Here is a 23,368-nt window from a genome sequence, read left to right on the forward strand (position 1 = left end):
CTCCTCAAGGCTTGGGAAACAGCGCGCTGGTTTTGTCCGTGAGATAATAGGCCAGCAGGCCGATCCATTCCTTCTCGCCTGTCGCCAGCCGCGACAGCAGGTGATCCAGATGACGCCGATGCTCGGCGGGAGTTCTGAAATCGACGGGATAGGGGACGACGTCAAACCCCACTTTGCGGAAGGCACCGACCGCCCTCGGCATCTGATAGGCGGAGGTGACCAGAAGCCAGATCTCGCCCGGCTTGGGATCGGCGACCCTCTTGGCCTCCACGGCGTTTTCGTAAGTGTTGCGCGACTTGTCATCCAGAAGGATGCGCTCGGGATTGACACCCAGATCGACCATCACCTCGCGCATCAGGACGGCTTCCGGACTGCCTTCGGGATCGATTTCGCCGCTCCCGCCGGCAATGACGATCTTGGCGGCCGGATATTCGTTGGCGAGCTGTGTCGCCTTCGTCAGCCGTTCCGCCCCCAGCTGGAGTTGCGGCGTGCCGCGGGCGGCGGAGACGTCGTTGCGGGTGACGCCTCCCAGGACGACGATGCCGTCCACCCTCTCCGGCAGTCGCGGGACGGGAAAGCGATTCTCCAGCGGCGCGAGCAGCCAGAGGCCGATGGGCAGCAGAAAGACCAGCACCATGCCGACAGCGCCGAGGCCTGTCACAACGACCCCGGCCGTCCGGACCCGGGGCACGAACTGCAGCAGCAATCCCAAGACGATGAGCAGGACCAGGAAGTTGCCGGGATCGGCGAGGATCCAGAACAGTTTTGAAACAGAGAAGAAATCCACTGGGAGCCCGCGTCTTACGGGGCGCCTTGCCCCAACCATTCGACCCAGCGGCCGTGATAATCGGCCCGGGCAAGCTTGGTTGTCGTCGCTCCCGGCCAATAGGTCAATGCCAGAAGACCACCATCTCCCGTATCCGACTCGAAGCGCAGCCAGGCCAGGGGATTGTCTGCCGTCGCTTTGGCCCCGGCAGCGGCCATCGCCGCGCTGATCCGCTCCCGTGTGGCCTGCGGCAGGTACTGCCACACGATGGTATGATAGACGACATGCACGCTGCCGGCGGTGTTCCGATCGAGGCGTGCCTCGATCCAGTCCGCTGCATCGGCGCGGTCGAGCTGCAATTCGGCATCGGCGGCGATGTCGAGTGCCGCGTTGAGGCGCTCGAGGCGCAGGCCCTGGTCCGGCCAGACATAGGAGAGCAGCCGGCGACGATCGGCAGGGTTGCGCGCATCCAGGGGATTGCGATCACACCCCGCCCGCTCCAGGACGGCGACGTCGAGGCCGAGATCGGGAACCTCGCCGCGCCACTCCGGGGCGATTTCGAGGGCCCGGCTCGGAGCCCCCCAGCTCTTGCCGCCAATGCGGTAGCGGAGCTGGTCCCAGCAGAGGTTGAGTCCGCAGCTGGCCCCGATCTCGGACAGCCGCAGGGGCAGCCTGGCCCGGCGTGCGATCTCGAGGAAGCCGCCCAACAGAATGCCCGACCGGGCGATCTCGTTGGTTTGCGGCGGGCTCTGCAGAATGTCCAATAGTGCCGTCGCATGTCGGTCGAGGACTTCGGTGACGGCCGTCCACAGCCGGTCTGCATCAGGCATCGGAGCGGGTGGATAGAGCGCAGCAAGCGCGTGAGCCTCTCGCGACAGGACCAGGGCGTGCAGGGCCCCGGCGAAGCGCAGCGCCAGCGCATCGCGTCCGGCACCGCCCTTCCAGCTCAGCAGGGCACGCCCCACCAGCGTCTCGTCCGTGAGCCGGTCCGCTGCAACGGACAGGAGCCGCGCCGTGAAGGGCGAGCCGAGCACCTCGCAGGCATGGGCTTGATCCCGGAAGCTCTGGCGGATGCGGCGGCCGGGCAGCAGCCCGTCATAGACTTTGAGCGTGCCGTCCTTCACGGCCGCGGTGGCGCGGGTGCGGATCGACTTCAGGCCATAAGCGGAATGTAGCATGGCGACGTGCCCCAATTCGGATCTCCGCTGCCCTCTGATGCAACCTGCGTGCCTGCCTCTCGCGCGGGCTGCGCGTCAGTCCTCCTCGGCGACGGTGGCGGCCTCAGTCGCCCTCGGCGACGGTAGCGGCGCTGACCGGCTGCAAAGCGTCATCCGTGAGGCGGCTCGGCCGCAACAGCCCGTGCTGTTCCAGAACTGGATAGGCCGCGGCTGCAATATGAGATTCGATCCGCTTGAGGTCGCGAATGAGATCGAGATGTAGACCGCTGCTCTCGATGCTCTCCTTGACCCCCTCCCGCACCCGCTGGAAATGGCTGTCATTGGCGATGCGCTCCAGGTCGCGGAAATGCTCTTTCTCGGCAAACAGCGCCTTGGCCGCATCGAGATCGGCGGTGAGGAAGACCGCGATCGAAAGCTGGAGGTCCTTGAGCACGCGGGCATACATGTCGTCGATTTCCGTGAGCCCCTGTGGTGACAGCACCATCCCCCTTTTGATTTTCTTCGAGGTGAGCTCCATCAGGTTCTTGTCGACGATATCCCCGATATGTTCGAGATTGATGGAGAAGCTCAGGATCTCCGCCAGCCTTTGATGCTCCGCATCCCCCAGCATCTCGCGGCTCACATCCGTCAGATACTGCTGTATGGCGTTGTGCAGTTCGTCGAGCGTGTCGTCCATCTTGCAGATTTCGGAGACTTTTCGGCGCTCGTTCGAATGCAGCAGATGTTGCGAGCCGGCCAACATCACCTGGACAACATCGGCCATATGCATGGCTTCCCTGGCGGCATTGGCGAGCGCGACCGATGGCGTATTGAGCGCAGTCCGGTCGAGATGGCGCGGCGCTGAGGGGTCGATGGGCTTTTGCCGTGGCGGGAAGATCGTCTCGAGCAATTTGGCATAGGCGGGCAGGGGCAGGATGAAGAGCAGCGCCAGGACGACGTTGAAAATGGTGTGGAAATTGGCAACCAGCCGTGCCGGGTTGGGATCCAGTCCGATCATGAGCTCGGAGATCGGGTGGATCAGCGGAATGACGATGAAGCAGCCGATCAGGCGGTTGATGAGGTTTCCGACCGGCAGCCTGAGCTTGACCGTGTCGAGGCCCGCGCCTTCGAGCACCGGGTTGATGGCGCTGCCGACATTGGCGCCGAGCACCATGGCGATGGAGGCTTCCGCGGTGATGACGCCGGCGCCGGCAAGCGACATGATCACGAGAACGGTGGCGACGCTTGAATGCGCTGCCCAGGTGAAGGCGGCCGCGATGAACAGGTTAAGCACCGCGTCATTGGTCACGGCCTTCAGCAATTCGCGCACTGCGGGCGTGGTGGCGGCGGGCTCGATGGTCTGCAGCATGAGATGCAGGGCGAGCAGAATGAGGCCGAGGCCGATCCCGACCCGCCCCAGATCCTTCACGCGCGATTGCCCGTGCTGAAAGCAGACGAAGCCGATGAAGATGAGCACCGGATAGACGAGGGAGATGTCGAAGGAGAGAACCTGCACGATCAGCGTGGTGCCGACATTCGCCCCGAGCATGATCGCCAGGGCTGGCACCAGGGCGACCATCCCGTCCGCCGCAAACGAGGTCGCCATCAGTCCGGTCGCGGTGCTGCTCTGGAGGATGGTGGTGACGCCGAGGCCGGCTGCGAACGCAGCGATACGGTTGTGCAATGCCCGCCCGAGCACCAATCGGAGTTCTCCGCCAAACGCCCGCAGCACGCCGCTATGCACCATGTGGATCCCCCACAGGAGCAGTGTGATCTCGCCGACCAGATGGATGATGGTGGTGGTCAGAAGTGACATTGCGTTGCGGGTTCTCGTTTGTTGGGTTCTTGTAGGGTGTAGACGCTGGCGAAGACTGTTGCCAAACTGACATAGTACAGCGTGACGCTGCAGGCCATCGCCAACATGCGTCCAATCTGTGGTTGAGGACGCCGTGGCCGCTTTTCTGTGCACAGCCTGCGGAATGCAATTCGAGCCGACCCCGGCGCCACCGCCCTCCTGTCCCATCTGCGAGGAGGAGCGTCAGTTCGTTCCCGAGACCGGCCAGGGCTGGATTACGATGGCCGAGCTCCGCCGACGCCACATCAACGCGTTCCGGCAATATGAACCCGGCCTGCTCGGGATCGGGACGGTGCCCCATTTCGCCATCGGTCAGCGGGCGCTGCTGCTGGTGACCGATGTGGGGAACATCCTTTGGGACTGCATCTCTCTCGTCGATGATGCAACCATCAGCGTCATCAGGGCCATGGGCGGACTGGCGGCCATTGCCGTGTCCCATCCCCATTATTACAGCTCCATCATCGAGTGGAGCCGCGCCTTTGGGGATGTGCCCATCTTCTTGCATGAGGCCGACCGGCGGTGGGTCATGCGCCCTGATCCCGCCATTGAATTCTGGGCCGGCGAACATCTGCTGCTGGCGGATGGCATCACGTTGATCCGCTGCGGAGGTCATTTCGCCGGCGGGACGGTGCTGCATTGGGAAGAGGCGGCGGCGGGCAGGGGGGCCTTGCTCTCGGGCGATGTCATTCAAGTCGTCGCCGACAATCGTCATGTCAGCTTCATGCGCAGCTTTCCGAACTACATTCCCTTGTCCGAAGCGGCCGTGCGACGCATCGAAGCGGCCGTGAACCCCTTTCCCTTTGACAAGATCTACGGCGCGTTCTGGGATCGGCTGATCGAAACCGATGGCAAGTCGGCTTTGCAGCGATCGGCGGAACGATATGTCCTGTCCATCACGGGTCACGGTGCCGCCGATGACGAACAGTGAGGCGAGCCCCGCGCCGATCGCCCTAGTGACGCCACGGTTCTGATTCTCTATCCGCTTGGCGAAACTGTGGAACAGCTGTCACCATCGCGAGTTAAGCAGATTTATGAATGCAAAGCCGAAACTGCACAGATTTCGCTTGCGCAGTCATCGAATGTTCATGTGATTTGTGTCGGGATTTCCAGATGACGCCTGCGGCTGCGTCAGGACCTGCCGGCAAGTGACTGCCCGGTAAGTGATAACGATCAGGGACGACAAGAATGACGAGATCTTCAGAACAGCATTTTTCTTCCTGCCGCACCATTTTGCGCGGCTGTCTGGCTGCCGTGCTGTTGGGAGCGACCCTGTCGGGTCCGGTGACGGCGCAGACGGCTGCCCCGCCCGCCGCCACAACGACACCTGCCCCCGTCCAGGCACCGAATACCACCATCATCGACCTGACCGTCGACGGGCTGCAGTCGGACGATGGAATGCTGCTGTGGACATTGTTCCAGGGGGAGGAGAATTTCGAATCCTTCGATCCCGAGAAGTCGATCGCCAAGGGCAAATGTCAGATCGTGAACAAGGTTTGCACGGTTCAGATCCCCGCCGTGCCCTTTGGAGAATACGCGCTGATCGTCGCCCATGACGTCGATGGGAACGGCGAAATCGACCGCAATCCGCTGTCGGACGAGCTCAAGGGCATTTCCAACTACACCAGCAAGCTGTGGTGGAAGCCGAATTGGGATGATGCGAAATTTACCGCCAGCCAGCCCCAGATGCCGATGACGATCACCGTCTATTGAAACGAAAAGGGCGCGCCATGAGCGCGCCCGAAGATCCTATGGGCCCGCTCCCGAGGCGGGCCGTATTCTACCGGTAATAGCCGCGACGCCAATAGGGTGCGGGTCCATAGACGGGCCGGTAACCGCCCCAGTACCGTGGCGGCCGCGGCGCGACATAAACCGGCGGTGGCGCGTAGTAGACCGGTGGCGGTGGCGCATAATAGACCGGCGGCGGCGGATAGTAGACGGGTGGCGGCGCGAAATAGGGGGCGCCGATGACCACATCCACGCGGGCTTGCGCAGGCGACGAGGCGGTCACCGCCCCGAGGGCTGCGAGGCCCAATAGTCCGGCTGAAGCGAAAGCTTTACTCAACATGGCACCTTGCTCCTCGATGATCCGGGCTACGGCTTCAACGCCCGGATCGTCTAAAAATATCAACAAAAGATGAACTGGGGATGTACGGAATCTGATCCTGGCGCGGCCGGCCGTTGCTCGCGGCGCCGGGTTTCGATATGACTGCCGCCATATCCCGAAAATCGGAAGCACCATGGCTGCCCAGTACATCTATCATATGCACGAATTGTCGAAGGCCTATCCCGGCGGCAAGAAGGTCCTCGATAACGTAAATCTCTCCTTCTACCCGGGGGCGAAGATCGGCGTCTTGGGCCCGAACGGGTCCGGGAAATCCACCCTGCTGAAGATCATGGGGGGCTTGGATAAGGAGTTCTCGGGCGAAGCCTGGGCGGCCGAGGGCGTCAAGGTCGGATATCTGCCCCAGGAACCTCAGCTCGACACGAGCAAGAGCGTCCGTGAAAACGTGATGGAAGGCGTCGCTGAGAAGCAGGCGATTCTCGATCGTTATAACGAGCTCATGATGAACTACTCCGACGAGACGGCCGACGAGGGGGCCAAGCTTCAGGATGTCATCGACAGCCAGAATCTCTGGGATCTCGAATCGCAGGTCGAGCAGGCCATGGATGCCTTGCGCTGTCCCTCCGACGACGCTGACATCCAAAAGCTCTCAGGCGGCGAGAAGCGTCGGGTCGCTCTGACCAAGCTTCTGCTGTCCAAGCCGGACCTCCTGCTGCTCGACGAACCGACCAACCATCTTGATGCCGAATCCGTCGCCTGGCTGGAGCATTTCCTGAAGGCTTACGGCGGGACCGTGGTCCTCGTGACCCATGACCGCTATTTCCTCGACAATGTGACCGGCTGGATCCTGGAGCTCGATCGCGGCCGTGGCATTCCCTATGAGGGCAACTACTCCGCCTGGCTGGAACAGAAGCAGAAGCGCCTGATCCAGGAGGGCCGGGAGGAGGAGGCACGCCAGCGCAATCTGAAGGAAGAGCTGGAATGGGTGCGTCAGAGCCCGCGCGCCCGTCAGGCCAAGTCCAAGGCGCGCCTGAATGCCTATGAGGAGTTGCTGAACCAGGATGTAGGCGACAAGGTCAATCAGCAGCAGATCACCATCCCACCGGGACCGCGCTTGGGCAATGTCGTCATCGAAGCCGAGGGTCTGAACAAGGCCTATGGCGACAAGCTCCTGATCGAGGGTCTGGATTTCCGTCTGCCGCCGGGCGGCATCGTCGGCGTCGTCGGCCCCAATGGTGCGGGCAAGACCACTTTGTTCCGGATGATCACCGGCCAGGACAAGCCCGATGGCGGCGCTCTGCGCGTCGGCGAGACCGTCGTTCTCGGTTATGTCGATCAGTCCCGGGATTCACTGGCGCCCAATAAGAATGTCTGGGAGGAGATCTCTGACGGCAATGACATTATCGTGCTGGGCAAGCGGGAAGTGCCGTCGCGCGCTTATGTGAGCTGGTTCAACTTCCGCGGCGGCGATCAGCAGAAGAAGGTCGGTCAGCTGTCCGGCGGCGAGCGTAACCGCGTCCACATCGCCAAGATGCTCAAATCAGGCGCCAACGTCATCCTCCTCGACGAACCGACCAATGATCTGGACGTTGACACGCTGCGGGCGCTCGAGGATGCGTTGCTGGATTTTGGCGGCTGCGCGGTTGTGATCAGCCACGATCGCTGGTTCCTCGACCGGACCGCGACCCATATCCTCGCCTTCGAGGGCGACAGCCATGTGGAATGGTTCGAGGGTAATTTCGAGGCCTATGAGGAAGACAAGAAGCGCCGCCTTGGCGACGAGGCGGTGCAGCCTCACCGGGTCAAGTACAAGCGCTTCGAGCGGAATTGAGGACCATGATGATCACTGCTGGCGATCCCTGCCCCTGCAGCTCCGGTGAAAGCTTCGCCGCCTGCTGTGGTCCCTATATCGCGAAGGAGCGGGCAGCGCCGACGGCGGAGGCTTTGATGCGCTCCCGCTATTCCGCCTTCGCAGCCGACGCGATCGACTATCTCGAGGACACTCTGCTGCCCAGCACGCGCGGCGATTTCGACCGCCAGTCGGTGGTCGATTGGGCCCGCAACAGTGAATGGACCGGCTTGGAGATCGTCGCCACGAAGGACGGCGGGGAGACTGACCGTGAGGGTCAGGTCGAGTTCATCGCCCACTTCACCATGGACGGCGAGAAGCGGACCCACCACGAGACCTCCCGCTTTTCCAAGAAGGAGGGCCGTTGGTATTACGTTGACGGCCGCGTCGGCAAGCGTCAGGAGACGGTGGTCCGCTCGACGCCGAAGCTCGGCCGAAACGATCCCTGCAGCTGCGGGAGCGGCAAGAAGTACAAGAAATGTTGTGGTGCCGCGGCCGCGTGACGAGATTGGGCACCGCCGGCCTGGACGCTGGCCGTGCCCTGGACGCTGCGATCGACCGCGTTAGCGGTTGACCTTGATCTCTGTGTTCCGCCGGCTGCCCGCGGGTTCGAGATAGATGAAGGCCGCATCGATGCTCTGGCCTCCATTCTGGATGGCCGAGGTGACCGATGACCGGAGCAGCTGGCCAAGCCAGACATTGGTGACGTTCACATCGAGAACCTTGCAGTCATTGCCGGCAGCGGAGACTTTCCAGATCACCTTCTGCGAAGGGCGGCCGCCCAGGAATTTGAGGGACGTCTCCACATTGACGGCATTGCCCTGCGCCTTCGTGGAAGTCACCACCACGCTGCTGGCACGAAACTTCCGATAATTATCGGCGAGGGTCTTGGCGATGAACTGCTTCACCAGGGCCGTATAGTCGCCAATGCGATCCGGTGGCAGGAGCTTGCGATACTGGCCCAGCGACAAGAGCGCGATGGTTTGATTGTCCGCATGCCGGTCGATGACCCCGTAGAATGCCTGGGGCGTACCCTTCTGGGCCGCATTGATCATGTCGGCGCCGATGCCGTCCACGCACGCGCCGACGTCCTGAGCCTGCGACGCTGACCCGGCAGCAGAGGCTGCCAGTGCGGAGATAATGACCAGCGCTCGACACGAGCGACGGCCGAACCAACGGAATCCCACCGCCGAAAATCCTTTGGGACGCATCAACCCACCTTCTGTTTCGAGCCGCGACACTTCCAACAGCACGCCGACGCTCACGATGATCTGGCCCCGTCTCCCAGGCGGCGACCTTTATCGGATTCCGACAGGAAAAAAAAGAGCGACCGCAAAGGGTCGCTCTACATTTGCCTCAATTTTTCGAGGGAATGTCTATTTCTGCAGGAAGGCCATCAGCGAACCGACGTCGCCATTGTTCTGGCTGATCACCGAGACGAAGCTCTGCTGGGTGAGGCCGGCAAGCCAAACCCCTTGCACGTTGATGTCGAAAATCTTGTAGCCGCCGCCAGCCTTCACCAGCCGCCAGATGACGGGCATCGCCGGCCGGCCGTCGGAGAACTGCACTTCGCTTGAGACGATGACGCTATCCGAGCGAGCCTGTGATCCGTTGATCTTCAGAGAAGAGCCGCTGATCTTGCTGGCGTTCGAGACGAACACATTCGTGATGTAGGTCTCGAAGAGCTTGTAATATTCCTTCTTCTGCGCGGCTGGCAGCTTGGCGCGATAGCGGCCTAGGCTGTAATTCGCGATGGTCTGGATATCGGCGCTCTTGCGGAGAATGGCGCCGAATTGTCCAGCCGACTGGGCACGCGCGGCCGCCAGCACGTTCTGTCCGATGGACTGAACGAATTTTTCGGCGCCGGTGTCGGCCAGAGCGATAACGGGATTGTGCAGGAGGACGGTCGCGGAGAGCAATCCTGTCCCCAACACGCTCAAGAAGGCCCTACGGGAAACAGACCCCGAGCAGGTTTTCATATGGCATCCTTTCAGGCATGCAGAGTTGCGAGAGGTTAACTGGTAAATGCGTCATTCCGAAACGTCCGGAATATCCGAGAGTTCCTCGACGTCGATCCGCCCATTTCGAATCTCGGCCTCACGGTACTGGAAGTAAAGATCTCGGACTGCCGCGTAATAATCTGGCGAGGTCTGGCGCAGACTGTCGATTTGGTCAAGAGCCGATTCGCGTGACACCATGGTTTGCGCCATCGTCGGCGACATGCTTTCGACGACAGCCGCATCCATGAGCAGCCACGTGGTCGGTGTCGTCACGGCGTCGGCGACCCGTCCGACCGCGTGTCGCAATGTGGAGGGGCCGAACAGAGGCAGGACGATATAGGGGCCGGATTTGATGCCATAGACCGCCATGGTCTGGTCGAAATCTTCCGAATGCTGGGCAAATCCGTTCTGGGCCGCCACATCGAGAAATCCACCGACGCCGACGGTCGAGTTCATCGCAAAGCGAACCAGCGTGGTCTGCGCCCGGTCGCCTTCGCCCTGCAGCAGGTCGTTGATCAGCGTCACCGGAGAGGCGGCATTGGCAAGGATGTTTGCCACCCCCTGTCGTAAGACGGAGGGCACCAGAAAGCGGTACGCTGTGGCTGCGGGCTTGAGGATGGCCACATCCAGCGTATCGTTGACGGTGAACATCACTCGATTGAAGCGCTCCAGCGGATCGGCCCGATCGCTGGGGTCGACCCTCAGATCGTCACCGGCTCCGTCCGTAGGCTCCAGATCTTCGATCGAACCGAGAGTGCCGGCCGGCGAGGCCAGCACGTTTGCGCTCGGTGGCACTTCGGGCTGGGTAAAGGCCTGCACGGCGGCGATCAGCTCGGCATCGTAATAGGGCGCCGAGACGATCGCCTCCTGCGCGACCAGCTTCTGTCCGAGGCCGGCCGTGACCGCGATACAGACGGCACCCGCCAGCAGCGCGCGCGACCCCCGCCGGAGCATCCCGTCATGCTGGTCACTCTTCACTCTGCCGCGCAGGCCCATGCAGGCGATCATCGAGCTATCCCGTTCACTAGAGTAAGATGCGCTGGGAGCACATTCCCAAATTTATGAAATTACGCACTTCTCTATCGCGCAAACCCTAAAACAAACTTTGCGGCGTCAATCTGGCGGAAGCGGCGGAGATCGTCCCGCATTGCAGATTTAGCCATCATTCTCGCTCAATTCTTCGTTGGCATAGATATAAAGATATGTTTATGTAGGCACATGAGGAGTGGCTAATGGTGGATGAGAATCGATCCGAGCAATTGCTGACGGCGCTGCGGGCCATTGCTGAGCCGAGCCGGCTGCGCTTGCTCTTCATCATTTCCCACGGCGAGTTCAACGTGACGGAGCTCACCCAGATCCTGGGTCAGAGCCAGCCGCGCATCAGTAGGCATCTGAAGCTTCTTGTCGATGCCCAAGTGATCGAGCGTCATCGTGAGGGCAGCTGGGTCCTGTTCCGCATGGCTGAGCGCGAGACCGGGGGGGCCTTGGCGCGCCTGATCGCAGACCTCCTCTCTGCGGATGATCCCTTCCACGCCCGTGATCTGGCGCGCATCGAGACGATTCGCGCTGAGCGGGCCAATGCGGCGATGAACTTCTTCCGCTCCAATGCAGGCAATTGGGATCGCATCAGATCCCTGCATATCGCCGAGGATCAGGTCGAGGAGGCCGTCAAGCGGGTCGTGGGCTCCGACCCCGTCGACACGCTGCTCGACGTGGGAACTGGCACCGGACGCATTCTGGAGCTTCTGGGTCCGCGCGTGCGACAGGGCATCGGGCTCGACATGAGCCGCGAGATGCTGGCGGTCGCCCGGGCCAGGCTCGACGCCGCAGCCCTGCGCCACTGCCAGATCCGGCAGGGTGACATCTATCACTTGCCCTATGCCAGCCAGAGCATTGATCTTGTCACCATCCATCAGGTCCTGCACTTCTTGGATGAGCCCGAGCGGGCCATTGCGGAGGCGACACGGGTGCTGCGCCCGGGCGGACGCCTGCTGGTTGTCGATTTTGCCCCTCACGAGTTTGAATTCCTGCGTGAGAACCAGGCGCATCGTCGTCTGGGCATCTCCGCTCCGCAATTTTCCGCCTGGGCTGAGCGCGCCGGTCTGGCCAGCGAACTTGTGGAAACGCTGCCGCCGCCGGCCGGTGTGGAGGAAGGCCTGACGGTCTCTTTGTGGCTGGCGCAGAAGGGCGACACCGAAACCAGACGTGTCCCGGAACTATCCCATATTCTTCAGGTTGAGTGACGCGAGGGGCCAATGACGATGCATCCGACCACACCGATCAGACCTCTCGAGGAGTTTGACTCCAACCGCATCGAGGTGTCGTTCGAACTGTTTCCTGCCAAGACGCCCGGCGCGGGCAAGACTTTGGAGGAGACGGTGAGGCGGCTCGCCAGCCTGGAGCCGCGATTCTTTTCTGTCACCTATGGCGCCGGCGGCTCGACCCAGACGGAGACGTCCTCGACACTGGACATGATCCGCAACGAGGTGGCGGTGCCCGCTGCCGGCCACCTCACCTGCGTCGGAGCCTCTCGCGCCGACACCGCGGCCATGGTGGAGCGGTATCGATCCATGGGCATCAAGCACATCGTGGCACTTCGTGGCGATCCCTCAGGGGGTCTCGATAACGCCTATTGCCCTCATCCTGAGGGTTACGCCAATGCCGCGGCCCTGGTCGCCGGCATTCGCAGTCTGGGCGACTTCGAGATCTCGGTGGCGGCCTATCCAGAAAAGCATCCGGAATCCTCCAGCGTCGAGGCCGATCTCGCCATGCTGGGCGCCAAGGTGGAAAATGGGGCGACTCGGGCCATCACCCAGTTCTTCTTCGATAACGCCGCCTATTACCGCTATGTCGACCGGGTGCGGGCGCGCGGCATCGATGTGCCCATCGTTCCCGGCATCGTGCCCATCACCAATTTCGAGCGCGTCTGCGCCTTCGCCCGGAAATGCGGCGCCACGATCCCTCGCACTCTCGTCGATCGGTTCGCGGGTCTTGAGGGTGATCCCGAGACCATGAAGCTCGTGGCCGCCGCGGTGGCTGCCGAGCAGGTCGCAGCGCTTCGCGACCAAGGGGTGCGGCATTTTCATTTCTACACCCTCAACCGGGCTGATCTCGCTTACGCCATCTGCCGCCTTCTCGGTGTCGGACCAAAGAGCGTCGTGCGCCAGGCGGCCTGACGCGGCCTGAAAACAAGGCCTTACGAGAGTGTCCTGAGGAATTGAATCCGGCTCTGCGGGCGCCTGAAGGGATCGAGGCGAGCCGGTTAAGAGAATGAATCAAGTTTGCCTTGCTGCTCCCATGGCTATATCTCGAAGCGCGGGTCAGAGGCAGGGCAATCATTCTGGTGAGCGGTAAGAAAAGTGAATCATCTGAATCCCTTGGCGGCTATGATTGGAGTGCAATCTTAGCGGGCGCGCGGAGCGCCTTCGGTGTGCCGTGGCTGGTGATGGCGGCCTCTTTTCTGGGCTTTGGTGCGTTGGTGAAAAGCCTCGGCGTCACCCTCGAGACGGCGCTCTTCTCCATCGCCTTCATCTGGGCTCTGCCGGGTCAGGTCGTCTTCGTCACCATGCTCGCCCAGGGTGCCGGATTCTTCGCCATTGCTCTGGCCGTCACCCTCACGGCCATAAGGCTTCTGCCCATGGTGCTCCTGGTCCTCGCCAAGTCGCGCCAGCAAGGTGAGCCGCGGTGGCCGGAATTTTTACTGGCCCATCTCACCGCGGTGACCCTGTGGGTCATTGCCAACCAGCACATGGACACGATGCCGCGAGAGCAGCGGCTGCCCTGGTCGATCGGCATGGGCCTGACCCTGGCCACCTCCATGATCGCAGTGACGACCCTGGGCTATGTCCTGTCGGATGCCCTGCCGCCTCTGGTGGCGGCAGCCATGGTCTTCCTGACGCCGAGCTTCTTCTTCATCTCGCTGCTGGCCAGCGCCTATTATCGCTTCGATTACGCCGCGATCCTGCTGGGCTCTGCACTGACGCCGGTCGGCATGTATTACGTCCCGCAATTCGACCTGCTATTCGCCGGCTTGCTGGGCGGGACCCTGGCCTTTCTCGCGCTCCATCCCAGACTGCGAAGGCGCAGCCGCTCATGACCATGAGTGATTGGCCGATCTGGCTGATCGTGCTGCTCGTCGGCGGCCTCTCGACCTATGTCTGGCGCTTCTTGGGGGCCGTCTTGGTCAGCCAGGTCAACCCGCAAGGCGAGTTTCTCCTGTGGGTCAGGGCCGTCGCGACCGCTTTGGTCGCAGCTCTGGTCTGGAAGCTGATGCTCACGCCCTCCGGAGTTCTGGCGGAAACTGCCCTGTCCAATCGGGTAATCGCTCTGGCGGCGGGCGTCGCGATGTTCTTTCTCGCAAAGCGGAACCTGCCGCTCTCGATCGCGGTCTCCCTCGGGACCCTCATGGCGGCCGAAGCGCTTCATCTTCGCCTGCTGTGAGGGGAGCCCTCAGCTCTCCAACGCGGCGCGCAGGATATCGGCATGTCGGGCGAGGATCTCATTGGCGGCCATCTGAGAGGTCGGCGGGCGCAGGGAAACCCCCTCATGGCGGGGGAGGATATGGACATGGGTGTGAAAGACGACTTGTCCGCCGGCGGCCTCGTTGAACTGCTGGATCGTGATCCCCTGGGCGTTGAAGGCCTTCATCGCGGCGCGGGCGACAATCTGCACCGTCGCCATCACGGCGGCCAGATCCGAAGGGTCAATCTCCAGCAGGTTGCGCGAGGGGTTCTTTGGGATGACCAGAGCATGGCCATCGGCCCGGGGCATGATGTCCATGAAGGCGAAGGTGAGGTCATCCTCATAGAGCTTATGGCAGGGGAGTTCGCCGCGCAGGATCTTGGCGAAGACATTGTCGGGATCATAAGCAGGCATAGGCACTCCTCTGGCGATGCTAGAGCTGTAACAGCCAAAAGACGCTTTCCGCGTCAAGTCTCGTGGCGGAATGGCGAATGGTCGCTGAGCTCGCTGTTGGCCTCATCCACATAGGCCCGTTCCTGCCGAAGGTAGTGCTCGACGGCGCGCGCCAGTCCCCGGTCATGGATGAAATGGGCGGAATGGGTGATGTGCGGCAGATAACCCCGGGCAAGCTTGTGCTCGCCCTGGGCCCCGGCCTCCACGCGGCTCAAGCGATGGGCGATGGCGAAGTCGATCGCCTGATAATAGCAGGTCTCGAAATGCAGGAACGGCCAGTGCTCCGTCGCCCCCCAATAGCGGCCATAGAGGGTGTCGGATCCGATGAAGTTCAGGGCCCCGGCGATATAGGCGCCATTTCGCTTGCATAAGATGAGCAGGATACGGTCTGCCATGGCCGCCGACACGAGGCTGAAGAATCTGCGGTTGAGATAGGGTTGTCCCCATTTCCGCGCCCCGGTGTCCATGTAGAATTCGAAAAACGCGTCCCAGTGATGTTCCTTGAGGTCGCCTCCTGTGACCCACTCGACGCTGATCCCGCCACTCAGCGCCTCCTCCCGCTCGCGCCGCAAGGTCTTTCGCTTGCGCGACTGCAGGCTCGCAAGGAAATCGTCGAAACTGTCGTAGCCGTCATTCTGCCAGTGGAACTGCTGATCCTTCCGGCCGAGAAATCCGAGCCCCTCCAGGACCGTTCGATCCTCCTCCGTCAGGAAGGTGAAATGCACCGACGAGGCTTTCATCCGGCGCATCAGTTCGACCGAGCCTGAGGCCAGGAGGGCCTGCCGCTGCAGCCTGTCGGGACTGTCCGGCACCAGCAGGCGCGGGCCCGTGACGGGGGTGAAGGGAACGCTCACCTGAAGTTTCGGATAATACTGGCCGCCGGCCCGCTCATAAGCGTCCGCCCAGCCTTGATCGAAGACATATTCGCCCTGGCTGTGGCTCTTGAGATAGCAGGGCATGCATCCGTCGACGCTGCCGCAGGGGCCGGCGAGCACGAGATGCTGTGGCAGCCATCCGGCGCGGGGCCCGACCGAGCCCGACTCCTCGAGCGCCTTCAGGAAGGCATGCGATACGAAAGGATTGTAACTGCGGCCGACCGGATTGGCGCAAGCATCCCAATCCGCCGCAGCGATGCTGGCGATTGTGCTTTCGACAGTGATAATCGCTTCTGGCCGATCATCCATGATGGTCTTCACGCCCGCTCACATCCGCCAACATTTGCGGTCGGTCGGGCTTGCGCAAGGGCACGGATGGCCGCAGGCCTTCGAAGATGATCTGGTCGGCGAATTGCGAGGCCCGTTCCCGGTCGGCCTCGGTGCGCACGGTCCAGGCGAGGACCGGCCGTCCAAGGCTGCGATAGACGCGCGTCAGGGCGGAGGGGAGCCCGCGCACATGGTGGGCAAGGAAGTCCGGCTGCAGCCGGCTCAGAATGGAGAGACTGCGAACGTCGCGCCGACGCGCGATGGAAAGATGCTCGCCATCCGTCACATCTCCATTGGCCGCGCAGGTAAAGCCGATCACCGCCCAAGGCGCATAATGCCTCAAGGCCTCGACGCTGTCGGGATCGAAGGACATGAGCGCCGCCGGCCCGTCATAGCCGGCCAGGACCTCTGCGACCCGGCCCTCGAGCGGGCCGCAGCCGTCCCACTGGCTCTTGATTTCGATGAGGAGGGGGACGCGTCCATCGACCTGCCGGAGCAGTTCATCGAATGTCTGAATCCGATCGGCTGAGTCTTTGATCGGGAATCGTTTTAGCGCATCGACGCTGTGAGATCGAACCGGTCCCGAACCATCGGTCAGCCGGCCCAGTTCCGGGTCGTGAAAGACGATTGCATCGCCATCGGCCGTCAGCTGTAGATCGACTTCGACGGCATATCCGGCCGCGATGGCGGCGTCGACCGCCGAAGGCGTGTTCTCGATCACGCCTTCTGCTTTGTTGTGCAGCCCGCGATGGGCGACCGGCCGCTCGACCAGCCAGTGCAGCGACCTTTGTCCGGGCGCCCACCGCATGCGGCCTCAGGCGATCTCGAAGACGGCGTCGATTTCGCAGGCGACGTTCAGCGGCAGCGAGCCGGCCCCCAGCGCGAAGCGGGCGTGCTTGCCCTTGTCGCCGAGCACTTCGACGATCAGGTCCGAGGCACCGTTGATCACTTTGGGATGATCGGTAAATTCGGGAACTGCGTTGACGAAGCCGCCCAGCTTCACGCAGCGCTGCACCCGCTCGAGGTCTCCACCCACCGCCGCCTTGAGCTGCGCCAGGATGTTGATCGCGCACAGCCGCGCCGCCTGGGCGCCTTCCTCGACGGAAAAGTCTTTGCCGACCTTGCCGATATACTCGAATTTTCCGTCTTTCAAGGTGACTTGCCCGGAGATGAACACGAGTTTCCCGGTCACGACATATCCGACGTAATTGGCCACTGGAGCCGCGGGCTCTGGCAGGGTGATGCCCAGCGCGGTCAGCTTGTCTTGAATTTTACCCATGATGTTGTCCTTCTTGATGTGAGAGGGGTTGTGGAACCGTGATCAGCCATTGAGCGAGTCTTTAGGGCGCTTTCCGGCAAAGAATTCATCCAGATTGTCGAGGGCTCGCATGCCCATCGCGATGCGTGTGTCGAGAGTGGCACTGCCCAGATGGGGCAGCAAGAACGCGGTCTCGAGGGACCGATACCGCGGATCGATATCGGGCTCTCCCTTGAAGACGTCGAGCCCGGCCGCCGCGAGTTTGCCGCTCTGGAGGGCGTTGATCAAGGCGTCATCGTCGATGATGTCGCCGCGGGCACTGTTGACGATGATCGCCCCGTCCGGAAGCAACGCGATCCGGTCTGCGTCGATGGAACTGCGGGTCTCCGGGGTCGAGGCGCAATTGATGGACAGAAAATCGCACTGCGGCAGCATCTCATCTAAGGTTGCATGGTAGCGAGCGCCCTGCTCGAGAGGCTGCGGGAGGGCGTGGCGGCTGTGATAGTGGATCGTCATGTCGAAGGCCCGCGCTCTCCGTGCCACGGCTTGACCGATCCGCCCCATGCCATAGATGCCGAGCCTCTTGCCGGTCACCTGCACCCCGAGCGGGCCTGTTGGCGTCCAAGGTCCCCAGCGGTTTTCCCGCACGGTCCTGTCTCCCCAGGACGCCCCTCTGGCGGCGCCGAGAATCAGCAGCAGGGCGATATCGGCGGTGGCATCGGTCAGGACGTCGGGCGTATTGGTGACCCTGATGCCGCGCTCTGTCGCCGCAGCCACGTCGATGTGATCGAAGCCGACGGAGAAGGTTGCGATGATCTTGACGCTGGCCGGCAGGCGTCGGATCACCTCGCCGGTGAGCTTGTCGGTGGGTGTGACGAGGAGCCCCCCGCAATTCTCAGCGTGCTCGATGAGCTCATCGGCTCTATAGAGGGTGTCGGTCGCATTGAGCCGCGCATCATAACTCTGCTCGATCCGCGTTTCGACATCTTGAGGCAATTTGCGCGACACGAGCAGGCGAGGACGAGAGATTGAAGCAGACATTGAAGTGTTGCCTCATTTCTGGGACAGCATGGTGACGAAGGCCGAGGCAGAGGATCGCTTGTGCGACAACCTGCTTTCGAACTCTTTGGACGTGTGGCGTAGGGATTGTCAATGATACGGTCAGCCTTGGTTTGCATTGCTATGGGCGTTTTCGCCGGCGTCCCCGCAGCGACGGCCGGCCCTTTGCCGATGCTTGCTGCCCATCGCGCCGTCTACGATCTGACGCTTGCGCGCGCCGAGACCAAAGCAGGTCTGACGGATGTGCGCGGTAAGCTTGTTCTCGAGGTTGCGGGCTCCCCCTGTGACGGGTGGACGGCGAATATGCGTGTCGTCAACCGTTTGGCACCGCGCACGGGCACGGCCAGTACCCTCGACACGCGCTCCACGTCCTGGGAGTCCGGGGAGGGCGACATGATGGAGTTCGCCACCCAGCGATTCATCAACGGGACCCAGGAGATGGAGCTGCGCGGTCGGGCGGAGCGCAATGCTGAAGGGGGCAAGGTCACCATTGAGGAGCCAGAGCCGGGCAGCTTCACCCTGCCTAAAGGAGTGATTTTCCCGGTTCAGCATACCCGTCGAATTCTCAATGCCGCCATGCAGGGCAGCAAGCGTGATGCAAGCGCGATCTTTGACGGCAACGAAGATCAGGAAGTCCTGACGGCTGTGACCTTCATCGGCAAACGCAACAAGCCGAACTCCGTCGTCCTCCCCATATCTCTCAAGGGCGGTCAGGATCTTAACAAGATGGCATCCTGGCCCGTCAGCATCGGCTATTTCGAGAACAAGCCCAAAGAAGATCCCGATGGCGAACAGATGCCTGAGCATCAGGTGAGCTTCACGATGTTCGAGAACTCCGTGGCCGCCAATCTCACTTTGGATTATGGCGATTTCGCCTTGAAAGGGTCCCTGGTCGAGCTCGATTACCTCCAGCAGGCGAAATGCGGCATGCAATGAGCCGAGATCGGGTTCGGCTGCACAGGAACCGTCACAGGATTTCCGTCTAAACCCCCGATTGCCCTGCCATCCTTCTCACCGTCGACACGCCCGAGGGCGTTGAACAGCGGGGAGAGTGCGATGGTCCTTCGCGGCACATTAAGCGTAACGAGTATGGTGCTGGCCCTGTATGGGCCGGTCTCCAAACCTGCGGAGGCCAGAGACCGGCTGCCGGGCGATGCGTTGACCGCCTATCGCGCCGACTACACGGTCAATCTGCGCAGCCGGATCTTCGAAGAGGCGGTCAAGGCCACCCCCGGCCGCATGACCATCCGCATGTACCGCCACCTCTGTCACAGCTGGGTGACGTCCTTCGAGCTTTCGCTTCGGGTCAGGCGGTCGGATGGTGCCGAGCATCCGCTCAATCTTTTCGTCGAGCGCCAGGAGAGCATGAATGGCCGCACACTGCGCTACAACACCCGCGGCGTGATGGATGGCCAGCAGGAGCGGGTGAAGGTGGGAAAGGCCACCCGCGGGCCCGGGGACGGCGGCTGGGTCCATGAGGCGCTGCCCCAGATGGAGCGGCAGGACCTGCCAGCCGATACCGTCTTTCCACTGATGTTCCTCAAGGAGATCCTCGCCGCCGATCGGCTCAGGCGGCCCATGGTCATGCGCGAGGTGTTCAACACCCGTGTCGGCCCGGTGACGCAACTGGCCGTGACCAGGATCGGCAACCCCCTCCCGGGCTTTTTGCGCTTTCTCCCCTCGGCGGATGCAATGGCGCCGGATCTTCGGGAAAGAACGGCCTGGCCGATCACGACGAGCTACTACGATGCCAAGGTGACGGCCCTGGTGGGCGCAAGTCCCAGCAGCACCGAGGAAGTGGTCATCTTGGAGGGCGGCATCGTCATCGGCGCCAATCTCGCGATCCAGGAATATCAGGTGTCGGCGGTGCTGGACCATCTCGACTTGCTGCCGCAGGCCGATTGTGACAAGAATCTCTCTGATGGCGGTTAGCCGAGAGGGCAGGGCCAGAGTCCCCTCTCCAGAAGATGCTCGGCCGAGCCGGCACAAGAGCAGCAGCCTCGCTCAAAGAAAGCGCGGCGCATGAGGAAGCCCAGATGGATCTCTCAGCGAGCATCCATGCGAGCCGTCGCCAGCTTCTGGCCGGCGGCCTGTGCTTTTGTTGCCTGCCTATGCTCGGCGCGGCAGCGGCGCGGAGTGGCTTGCATGAGGTTGCGCCGTCGGTCTTCATAAGACGGGGCCTGGATGTCGATGCCGCCGCGGGCAATCGGGATGCTCTCGCCAATATCGGTTTCATAATCGGCAGGGATGCGGTGCTGGTAACCGACTCCGGCGGCAGCCTTGCCGATGGAGAATGGTTGCGGAGTGAAATTCGGAGACTGACCGACAAGCCGATCCGCTACGTCGTCATGTCCCATGTTCATCCCGATCACAGCTTCGGAGCCGGCGCCTTCGTTGCTGACGCTCCGGAATTCATCGGTCATGTGATGCTCAAACCGGCGCTTCAGGCGCGCGGTGAGTTCTACCGCGAGAAACTCTCCGACCTGCTCGGGCCAGGCAGTGTAGGCCCCGTTGTGATGCCCACCCGCGAGATCGGAGCCGAAGGGGGCGAGATCGACCTCGGCGACCGCAGGCTCACCCTCCATGCCCATTCCGTGGCGCACACGGATAGTGACCTCTCGATCCTGGATCCATCCGCCGGAGTGCTCTTACCCGCCGACCTTCTTTTCGTGACGCGGGTCCCGGCCCTGGACGGCAGCCTCTTGGGCTGGCTGCAGGAGCTCGACAGGCTCGAGGCGCTCGAGGCTCGAACCATCATACCGGGCCACGGGCCGGTGAGCGTCGGCACGTCAGCCTTTGCAGATCTTCGCCGTTATCTGGTGGCGCTGCGCGATGGCACCCGTGCAGCAATCAGGCAGGGCGTCCCGATCGAGGCGGCCGCAGAGACCGTTGCGCTCTCCGAAGCGGAGCACTGGGTGCTGTTCGGCGACTATAATCGTCGCAACGTCATTCAGGCGTTCAAGGAACTTGAGTGGGAATGATGCCGGGCAATAGGGTCGCTTGAGGTGACATGATGCAGATGAGGATCTTGGCTCTTGCAATCACTTTGACTGTCGTCGTGCCGGCCCATGGCCATGCCGCCGAGGGCGACGAGCCGGATCGGCAGCAGCGTTGGACGGAGCTGAGCGAGCTCCTCTTCGACGAGCGGCCGATGCAATCGACTCAAACGGTGATTTCCATCGATGCGCCCAAGCGCGCCGAAGATGCCGCCCTGGTGCCGGTGACCATCCGCACCGAGCCCGGTGCGGAGATCGTGGGAACAGCCATCATCATCGACGACAACCCCTCGCCGGTTGCCGCCCGCATCAAATTCGGTCCGGCAGGCGATCCGCGCCAGATGAAGCTCCGGGTTCGGATCGACGGCTACACGAATGTCCACGCCGTGGCCGAGACCCGGGAGGGTAAGCTTCTGCAGAATGCCCGCTTCGTGAAGGCCTCCGGAGGCTGCTCGGCGCCCTCCGGCACCAGCGAGGAGGCGGCGGCCCGGAACATGGGCGAGATGCGCATGAAATTCGGTTCGAATGAGGAGATGGGCGGGGCCCCCGAAGCGACTTTGATGGTCCGGCACCCGAATTTCAACGGCATGCAGATGAACCAAGTCACGCGCACCTACACGCCGGCACGCTACATCAACGCCATCGACGTCTCCCGGGGAGACCAGAACGTCTTCGCGATGGAGGCGGACATATCGCTGTCCACCAATCCCGTGATCACCTTCCTGTACAAGCCCGAGGGCAACCTGCCATTCCGCGTGACCGTGAGGGACACGGACGGCAATGTCTGGGCTCAGGATTTCACCTCGCCTCAGGCGACGAACTGAACGGCGCCCCGATGCACACTCTCCAGGCGGCCCTTCGCGCTCTGGCCGCTGTCTCGGTTTTGCTCTTGATTGCAGCGGCGCCGCCAGAGCCCGAGGGGCTCTGGACGGGACCCATGGTCAGCGACACGCCTGCGACGCTCCAAGGGGCCAAGGTGGTGGACGCCGAGGGCGTGAAGACGCTGATGGACGAGCGCCCCGTGCTCGTCGACTCGGGTCCTGCCGACCGCAAGCCCGACAACCTGCCCGCCACCACCCTGTGGAGGCCGACCCATCGTTCCATTCCCGGTGCTCTGTGGTTTCCCGGCGCCGGGCGCGGCGATCTCGACCCGGCCAAAGCCGCTGCCATGCTGGAGCGGATCGCCGAAGTGAGCGGCGGCGACAAGGCCAGACCCGTCGTGACATTCTGCAAGCCGCGATGCTGGGGCAGTTGGAACGTCGGCAAGCGGCTCGTCGCGGCCGGCTACACCTCCGTCTATTGGTTCCCTGGGGGCCTTGCCGCCTGGCAGGAGAAATTCGACACCGCTGTCGTCGCTCCCCAGCCCGGTTGGGCGGCGGATCCCCTGGCGCCGAAGCCGCAACCGACGGCCAAGATTGCACCCTGAGACCCGAGGCGGCATCCTGTTGCGCCTAGGTGAACCCGTGAACAGCGCTGACCGCTGGCAAACCTTCGACCGCGGGGCGTCCGAAATAGAATCCTTGGAAAATCTGGATGCCCATGGCGCGAAGCGCCTGCACCTCCTCGTATGTCTCAACACCTTCGGCGATCACTGTGATCTCCAAGGCCTGGCTGATGGCCATGATGCCGCCGATGATCGCTTGCCGGCTGGCTGAGCTGTTCACATCGCGGATCAGCTCCATGTCGATCTTGATGATATCGGGTTGAAACTGGGCGAGAAGATTGAGACTGGCATAGCCGGCGCCGAAATCATCGAGGGCGGTCCGAAACCCCATCCGCTTGTATTCCGTAACGATATGGCCGACATGGGCCACGTCGAGCGGCTCGTTCTCGGTGAATTCGAAGACGATGCGCTTAGGGTCGAAGCCGACTTTTGCAGCGGCGGTCAATGTCGACCGGATGCAGGCGGCGGGTTCATAGACGGCGTTGGGCATGAAGTTGATCGACAGCCGAACCTGAGATCCGGCGGCACCGGAGGCCGCGGCCAGTTCGATCGCTCGGACGCGCGACACTCCTGGTCGAACCTGTAACGGTTCTCCGCTGTGACCTGATCGAGGATTTCCGCGGCCGTTTCTCCAGCAGTCCCGCGCACCAACGCTTCATATCCCCAGATGCTTCGGTTGCCGAGATCGACGATGGGTTGAAAGGCCATGGTGAAGGGCTTGGCGAAAGCGGTGCCCTCGCGACTGTGGCAGCCATTGCAATTCCTGTTGGTCACTTGGCGGCTCCGGCTGCGTGACGGGCTAGCTT

Annotated in this window: 25 protein-coding genes and 1 pseudogene; 13 read left to right on the plus strand and 13 right to left on the minus strand. The window is 62.5% G+C overall.

Translation table 11 applies throughout. The features are described 5' to 3' along the window. Positions 1–4: 4 nt before the first annotated feature. The 3 genes from FKM97_RS12585 to FKM97_RS12595 all read right to left on the minus strand — a co-directional run bounded on the left by FKM97_RS12585 (position 5) and on the right by FKM97_RS12595 (position 3,739). Entirely contained in the window at positions 5–787 is a 783-nt protein-coding gene (locus tag FKM97_RS12585; RefSeq protein WP_170240891.1) for a YdcF family protein, read from the minus strand. A 14-nt stretch (positions 788–801) separates the two neighbouring features. Continuing rightward, complete coding sequence (locus FKM97_RS12590; RefSeq protein WP_144292765.1) at positions 802–1,944, minus strand: DUF2332 domain-containing protein; 1,143 nt, start codon at positions 1,942–1,944, stop codon at positions 802–804. Between the two features lie 103 nt (positions 1,945–2,047). Then, a complete protein-coding gene (locus FKM97_RS12595) occupies positions 2,048–3,739 on the minus strand; it encodes a Na/Pi cotransporter family protein (RefSeq protein WP_144292766.1) in 1,692 nt (563 codons plus the stop codon). A 133-nt stretch (positions 3,740–3,872) separates the two neighbouring features. Here FKM97_RS12595 and FKM97_RS12600 point away from each other — a divergent pair, with 133 nt between their 5' ends. Together FKM97_RS12600 and FKM97_RS12605 are read left to right on the plus strand one after the other, a co-directional pair. Further along, positions 3,873–4,706, plus strand: coding sequence for an MBL fold metallo-hydrolase (locus FKM97_RS12600; RefSeq protein WP_144292767.1), 834 nt, complete (start codon positions 3,873–3,875; stop codon positions 4,704–4,706). Between the two features lie 257 nt (positions 4,707–4,963). Further along, positions 4,964–5,488, plus strand: coding sequence for a DUF2141 domain-containing protein (locus FKM97_RS12605; protein ID WP_144292768.1), 525 nt, complete (start codon positions 4,964–4,966; stop codon positions 5,486–5,488). Positions 5,489–5,555: 67 nt separating this feature from the next. Here the strand turns inward: FKM97_RS12605 and FKM97_RS12610 are convergent, their stop codons facing one another. Beyond that, complete coding sequence (locus FKM97_RS12610; RefSeq protein WP_144292769.1) at positions 5,556–5,843, minus strand: hypothetical protein; 288 nt, start codon at positions 5,841–5,843, stop codon at positions 5,556–5,558. A gap of 172 nt (positions 5,844–6,015) precedes the next feature. Here FKM97_RS12610 and ettA point away from each other — a divergent pair, with 172 nt between their 5' ends. Continuing rightward, on the plus strand, positions 6,016–7,671 hold the full coding sequence (gene ettA, locus FKM97_RS12615) for an energy-dependent translational throttle protein EttA (protein WP_144292770.1): 1,656 nt from the start codon (positions 6,016–6,018) through the stop codon (positions 7,669–7,671). Positions 7,672–7,676: 5 nt separating this feature from the next. Beyond that, positions 7,677–8,192, plus strand: a complete 516-nt coding sequence (locus FKM97_RS12620; protein ID WP_144292771.1) for a YchJ family protein — start codon at positions 7,677–7,679, stop codon at positions 8,190–8,192. Positions 8,193–8,252: 60 nt separating this feature from the next. Here FKM97_RS12620 and FKM97_RS12625 read toward each other — a convergent pair whose 3' ends face one another. The 3 genes from FKM97_RS12625 to FKM97_RS12635 all read right to left on the minus strand — a co-directional run bounded on the left by FKM97_RS12625 (position 8,253) and on the right by FKM97_RS12635 (position 10,697). After that, the gene (locus FKM97_RS12625; protein ID WP_170240892.1) at positions 8,253–8,876 is read right to left on the minus strand and encodes a Tgt2/MlaC family protein; all 624 of its coding nucleotides are present in this window, start codon (positions 8,874–8,876) and stop codon (positions 8,253–8,255) included. Between the two features lie 189 nt (positions 8,877–9,065). Beyond that, the gene (locus FKM97_RS12630) at positions 9,066–9,668 is read right to left on the minus strand and encodes an MlaC/ttg2D family ABC transporter substrate-binding protein (protein ID WP_144292773.1); all 603 of its coding nucleotides are present in this window, start codon (positions 9,666–9,668) and stop codon (positions 9,066–9,068) included. A gap of 51 nt (positions 9,669–9,719) precedes the next feature. Then, entirely contained in the window at positions 9,720–10,697 is a 978-nt protein-coding gene (locus FKM97_RS12635; RefSeq protein WP_144292774.1) for an MlaA family lipoprotein, read from the minus strand. 224 nt (positions 10,698–10,921) lie between these two features. On the opposite strand from FKM97_RS12635, the gene FKM97_RS12640 reads away from it, so the two are divergent. The 4 genes from FKM97_RS12640 to FKM97_RS12655 all read left to right on the plus strand — a co-directional run bounded on the left by FKM97_RS12640 (position 10,922) and on the right by FKM97_RS12655 (position 14,129). Beyond that, positions 10,922–11,932, plus strand: a complete 1,011-nt coding sequence (locus tag FKM97_RS12640; RefSeq protein ID WP_144292775.1) for an ArsR/SmtB family transcription factor — start codon at positions 10,922–10,924, stop codon at positions 11,930–11,932. Positions 11,933–11,944: 12 nt separating this feature from the next. Then, positions 11,945–12,865 (plus strand): methylenetetrahydrofolate reductase [NAD(P)H], encoded by a 921-nt coding sequence (gene metF / locus FKM97_RS12645; RefSeq protein WP_342783554.1) that lies wholly within the window; start codon positions 11,945–11,947, stop codon positions 12,863–12,865. Between the two features lie 167 nt (positions 12,866–13,032). Next, positions 13,033–13,785: an AzlC family ABC transporter permease gene (locus FKM97_RS12650; protein WP_144292776.1), complete on the plus strand. Its 753-nt coding sequence runs from the start codon at positions 13,033–13,035 to the stop codon at positions 13,783–13,785. Beyond that, the gene (locus tag FKM97_RS12655; RefSeq protein WP_144292777.1) at positions 13,782–14,129 is read left to right on the plus strand and encodes an AzlD domain-containing protein; all 348 of its coding nucleotides are present in this window, start codon (positions 13,782–13,784) and stop codon (positions 14,127–14,129) included. Before FKM97_RS12650 ends, FKM97_RS12655 begins: the two co-directional genes overlap by 4 nt. 9 nt (positions 14,130–14,138) lie before the next feature. On the opposite strand, the gene FKM97_RS12660 is transcribed toward FKM97_RS12655, so the two are convergent. The 5 genes from FKM97_RS12660 to FKM97_RS12680 are packed head-to-tail and all read right to left on the minus strand — an operon-like array spanning position 14,139 to position 18,104. Further along, positions 14,139–14,570 carry an HIT family protein gene (locus FKM97_RS12660; RefSeq protein ID WP_144292778.1) on the minus strand — a complete coding sequence of 144 codons (432 nt, stop codon included), beginning with the start codon at positions 14,568–14,570 and terminating at the stop codon, positions 14,139–14,141. A 47-nt stretch (positions 14,571–14,617) separates the two neighbouring features. After that, positions 14,618–15,787 (minus strand): GNAT family N-acetyltransferase, encoded by a 1,170-nt coding sequence (locus FKM97_RS12665; RefSeq protein ID WP_144292779.1) that lies wholly within the window; start codon positions 15,785–15,787, stop codon positions 14,618–14,620. Further along, positions 15,780–16,613 carry a glycerophosphodiester phosphodiesterase family protein gene (locus tag FKM97_RS12670; protein WP_144292780.1) on the minus strand — a complete coding sequence of 278 codons (834 nt, stop codon included), beginning with the start codon at positions 16,611–16,613 and terminating at the stop codon, positions 15,780–15,782. Before FKM97_RS12670 ends, FKM97_RS12665 begins: the two co-directional genes overlap by 8 nt. 6 nt (positions 16,614–16,619) lie before the next feature. Next, complete coding sequence (locus FKM97_RS12675; protein WP_205014965.1) at positions 16,620–17,084, minus strand: RidA family protein; 465 nt, start codon at positions 17,082–17,084, stop codon at positions 16,620–16,622. 42 nt (positions 17,085–17,126) lie between these two features. Next, positions 17,127–18,104, minus strand: coding sequence for a 2-hydroxyacid dehydrogenase (locus tag FKM97_RS12680; protein ID WP_144292782.1), 978 nt, complete (start codon positions 18,102–18,104; stop codon positions 17,127–17,129). Between the two features lie 111 nt (positions 18,105–18,215). Here FKM97_RS12680 and FKM97_RS12685 point away from each other — a divergent pair, with 111 nt between their 5' ends. The 5 genes from FKM97_RS12685 (at position 18,216) to FKM97_RS12705 (ending at position 22,544) form a co-directional block, all read left to right on the plus strand. Further along, positions 18,216–19,058: an EipB family protein gene (locus FKM97_RS12685; RefSeq protein WP_144292783.1), complete on the plus strand. Its 843-nt coding sequence runs from the start codon at positions 18,216–18,218 to the stop codon at positions 19,056–19,058. Between the two features lie 120 nt (positions 19,059–19,178). After that, positions 19,179–20,054: an EipB family protein gene (locus FKM97_RS12690; protein WP_144292784.1), complete on the plus strand. Its 876-nt coding sequence runs from the start codon at positions 19,179–19,181 to the stop codon at positions 20,052–20,054. Positions 20,055–20,158: 104 nt separating this feature from the next. Continuing rightward, complete coding sequence (locus FKM97_RS12695) at positions 20,159–21,103, plus strand: quinoprotein relay system zinc metallohydrolase 2 (protein WP_144292785.1); 945 nt, start codon at positions 20,159–20,161, stop codon at positions 21,101–21,103. 29 nt (positions 21,104–21,132) lie between these two features. Then, the gene (locus FKM97_RS12700) at positions 21,133–21,942 is read left to right on the plus strand and encodes a quinoprotein dehydrogenase-associated SoxYZ-like carrier (protein ID WP_144292786.1); all 810 of its coding nucleotides are present in this window, start codon (positions 21,133–21,135) and stop codon (positions 21,940–21,942) included. 11 nt (positions 21,943–21,953) lie between these two features. Continuing rightward, positions 21,954–22,544, plus strand: coding sequence for a rhodanese-like domain-containing protein (locus tag FKM97_RS12705; protein WP_144292787.1), 591 nt, complete (start codon positions 21,954–21,956; stop codon positions 22,542–22,544). A gap of 25 nt (positions 22,545–22,569) precedes the next feature. On the opposite strand, the pseudogene FKM97_RS12710 reads toward FKM97_RS12705, so the two are convergent. Further along, a pseudogene (locus FKM97_RS12710) lies at positions 22,570–23,270 on the minus strand (EAL domain-containing protein). Positions 23,271–23,368: the final 98 nt, after the last annotated feature.

The sequence above is a fragment of the Rhodoligotrophos appendicifer genome, assembly GCF_007474605.1.
Lineage (GTDB): Bacteria > Pseudomonadota > Alphaproteobacteria > Rhizobiales > Im1 > Rhodoligotrophos > Rhodoligotrophos appendicifer.